This window comes from Holospora elegans E1 (genome assembly GCF_000648275.1).
Classification (GTDB): Bacteria; Pseudomonadota; Alphaproteobacteria; order Holosporales; family Holosporaceae; genus Holospora; species Holospora undulata_A.
Genome location: NZ_BAUP01000117.1, coordinates 1 through 3,568, shown reverse-complemented (window position 1 = coordinate 3,568; position 3,568 = coordinate 1). Strand labels below are relative to the sequence as shown.

Genomic DNA, 3,568 nt, shown 5'->3' with positions numbered 1-3,568 from the left:
TGGGCGTGCAGCTATAGGGTTCAAGAACATGAGCCACAAATATCGCTTGCTTTCATATACGCTATGGCTTTCCAAATGTGCGATAAGTTCTGCTGTTTGTGAAGTATTTAGCTTGCTCACAGAGCCCTTGCTTTACACCATTAACTTTTGATCCTCCTTATACTCTTCTACGATCGCAATCAGAAGAGCCTCAGCAATTTGACGATAACTTCACCTTTTTCGGATAACAAAACTGCCTTAATCCTATCTGCTACGCGGCGGTTCTTTTCTTGCCGATACTGCGTTCTTAACGCAACCTGATCTTCTTATGTTAGAAATTTTTGCATAAGAAAAATTATTAACACATAAAATTAAACTTTTAAAAAATTTTATTCAGCATGAGTATAGATCATAAAAAATATGAATACTTCAAACGATTTTTTTATGGGGGATCACGGAATTGCGACTCTTTGCTTTGCGGTTGCAAGATGGCTCGTTCCTGCCTCCAGATCATCGGCCTGACCTTTTCGGCAAGTGAAAAGGCGGTGAGATTGTCGTGGACATTACTAGGTTGTATTGATCTTGGTGATCACACATCTAATAGCTTGGTTTTCCTTATTTTTTTAGCGCAACCGTGTTGATGGAAGGCAAAAATCGGTCATTGCGTACTTTTTGTCAGCATCGCTGGCTAAGATTTTAGAAACGCTTTTCCACTCATTTTTAGACTTCAACGAGTGTGTGGATTTGAAATCGCCAAAGGCTAAATTTTTTCCACGAGATTCTTGTGTGATAGCGATAGAACACCCTTTACAAACAGGTGATCGTCCTTGGTTGCATCCCATTGTTTTTTCAGGCTAAAAGGTCATTTATCTTATCCCATTGGTCATCTTGCAGCGTATGCCGTCTGATTTTTCTTCTCTTTCTTTTGAATTTTTATTAAATTCTCAAAAAATACAGAAAAATCAACTTAATTGCGTACAAAGCCTAGGTTTTGTTTTTAATTTTTTTTTACTTATCATTTAAAACTTCATGCAATTTACTCCAAACAAATTGCTCAGTATTAGCATCTAATATGAATGGTAAATTAGAAGAATCAACTTCTTCTACAATTTTTTCAAAATCTTTTTTTTCTAGCCTCTCTTTATTTAATGATTTTTCGAGGACAGCGGCATGAGCATCATCGTCATCTTCGTCGTCTTGGGGTAATGTACTTAAAATTTTCAATGTTTTTAAAATTTTCTCTTGATCATATTTAAGAAGCTTTTGAAAATTTTTCGACATACTGTCTACTTCTTTGCTGCTTATCTTCTTTGTAACATCATCTTTTGAAGAGCTTCTAAAAAGAACTTTCACTGCATCTCTTAAATCAGAGTTAGAAAATTTTTCTAAACTGTTTTGTGCATAAGAAAGCGTTCCTATAGCGTTAAATATTATAAAAAGGAGTATTTTCTTCATTTTTAGAAATCATTTGAGGTTTAATTTATAATTATAAAAAATATTTATAAATTATGAGTTAAAAACATTAAAATTTAAATAAAAACTGCTTTTAACCAAATTTCCTTAAAAGGCAATCATTATATGCTTGTTTAGCAATGGGAATTGGTATTAGAGTGGTTTGAAACAAACTCACACCAAGGCTCCCCATTTAATACCGCACCAATTACGGTGGTTCTTGCCTTTTCTTTCGGGGACAAAACAAAAAGTCTCTTTAGGGAATATCCACAAGGTTTTGGTCTGTCATAAGTAAATCCGCTTTCATAGATAAAAATGATAGAACGGCCTAATTTCAAAGGGTAGACATACTCCTACTTGCACCAATGTTCAGGCGTTTTCCTGCTCAGTAGGAATCTGGAAGTCCTGAACATCTTGTGAAAGGTTTATTTCTGGTTAAGTGAGGTCTATTTTTATACTCCACCTTACAATAATAATTCCAAATTAATGCTTTAATGGACAAAACTTTTAAGAAAAAATCTATAAAATATCCAAAAACTTAAATACTATAACTATTTTATACTGTGTGAGCTATAATATTTTTTTTACAAACATTGAAAGCTTCTCTAGGATTCCTAGATTTTTTTCATTAATAATTTTTTTAATTTCGTCTTCTTTTTTCTCTATTTCTATTTTTTGGATAAAATCAATTTTACCCTGCAATAATTCCTCATTAAAGTTTCGATTTCGTTCCGACAATAATAGATCTAGATACTCGCCATATTTTTTGAGATATTTTGAAAATTTTTCTTCGAAATTCTTCAGTGTTTTACTTTTAGAAAATCGTGATTTTTTTTCTTGACCTGTGAAATAAGAGAAATCAGATAAAAGATTTTGTTTCTTTTTTTTCAACAAATCTAATTCTTTTTTAAATATCTTTTCATTTTTATCTTTAAAATCTACTGAAAAAATTTTTTTTTTAGAAAGCATGTCAGAATTCATTTCGTCTAAATTGTATTTATTTTCTGAGTCATCTGAATCATAGTTGTCTTTTGCTGGCCCTGAATTCAAAATTTGTTCTACCTCGTCTATGTTTTGAATACAAAGCCTCCTCATCTCTTGAAAAAAATAATCGGCAAAATTTTTCATTAATAAGATTCGATTTTTATTAGAAATTTTTGTAAAAATTTTTGATTTTTTACTTCCTATTTCCTCTAAAAACTGCTTAAAATTTAAAAAAATTTGTTTCAAAGATTCGAGTTTTAATGAATACTTGCTGAGGTAAGTGTAGTTTTCTGATATCATTTTAATATGATTTGATAAAGTTTCTTGTGAATAAGATTCAGAATAAACCAGTGTGTTTGCGCTAAGCACACAAAATACAAACATAATAGAAACTTTTTTTAACTTTTTTATATACATTTATTATATACATTCTTTTATACGGTTTTTATCTTATCAAAAACATGTAAAATATTTAATAAATATAAAAGATCAGCACCTTAATGCAAACGCTCTGCTCGGCAGTTCTTTAGTTGGGTGAGTATTTTGTGTGCGATGCTTAAATTTGATGTGCTATACTGTTTTTTTATAAATTTCAAAATTCTCTTAAATATCCCCGGGGTTTTTTCAGGAATTTTAGGAACAAAATTGAAAACTCCTTCTTCGCATCTCATTATTATATTTTTTACAAAATTAATTCTTTCATTCATTAATTTTTCATCATAAGTCGTATCATCTTTTTTTGATAAAATTACATTCAATAAAGTTGAATATAGCTAAGATCATATAAAAGAGTCACAGGTTTAATTTTATGTGTTAATAATTTTTCTTATGCAAAGACTTCTGACAGAAGAAGATCGTGTTGCGTTAAGAACGCAGCATCGGAAAGAAAAGAACCGACGCGTAGAAGATAGGAGTAAGGAAGTTTAGTTATCCGACAAAGGGTGGAGCTCGTCAAATAGCTAAGGCTCTTCTGATTGCGATCGTAGAAGAGTATAAGGAGGATCAAAAGTTAATGGTGTAAAGCAAGGGCTCTGTGAGCAAGCTAAATACTTCACAAACAGCAGAACTTATCGCACATTTGGAAAGCCATAGCGTATATGAAAGCAAGCGATATTTGTGGCTCATGTTCTTGAACCCTATAGCTGCACGCCCA

Annotated in this window: 4 protein-coding genes; all 4 read right to left on the bottom strand. The window is 31.6% G+C overall.

What is annotated here, in order from left to right; genetic code table 11:
* Positions 1-602: 602 nt before the first annotated feature.
* On the bottom strand, positions 603-821 hold the full coding sequence (locus tag HE1_RS04730; RefSeq protein ID WP_035545301.1) for a hypothetical protein: 219 nt from the start codon (positions 819-821) through the stop codon (positions 603-605).
* Positions 822-987: 166 nt separating this feature from the next.
* Positions 988-1,332: a hypothetical protein gene (locus HE1_RS04725; RefSeq protein ID WP_162480374.1), complete on the bottom strand. Its 345-nt coding sequence runs from the start codon at positions 1,330-1,332 to the stop codon at positions 988-990.
* 669 nt (positions 1,333-2,001) lie between these two features.
* The gene (locus tag HE1_RS04720) at positions 2,002-2,661 is read right to left on the bottom strand and encodes a hypothetical protein (RefSeq protein ID WP_162480372.1); all 660 of its coding nucleotides are present in this window, start codon (positions 2,659-2,661) and stop codon (positions 2,002-2,004) included.
* 251 nt (positions 2,662-2,912) lie between these two features.
* Complete coding sequence (locus HE1_RS04715; RefSeq protein WP_162480370.1) at positions 2,913-3,173, bottom strand: hypothetical protein; 261 nt, start codon at positions 3,171-3,173, stop codon at positions 2,913-2,915.
* Positions 3,174-3,568: the final 395 nt, after the last annotated feature.

Excerpts from the sequence above, each read along its gene's own strand:
- HE1_RS04730 (WP_035545301.1), bottom strand. The coding sequence starts at position 821 with ATGGGATGCAACCAAGGACGATCACCTGTTTGTAAAGGGTGTTCTATC.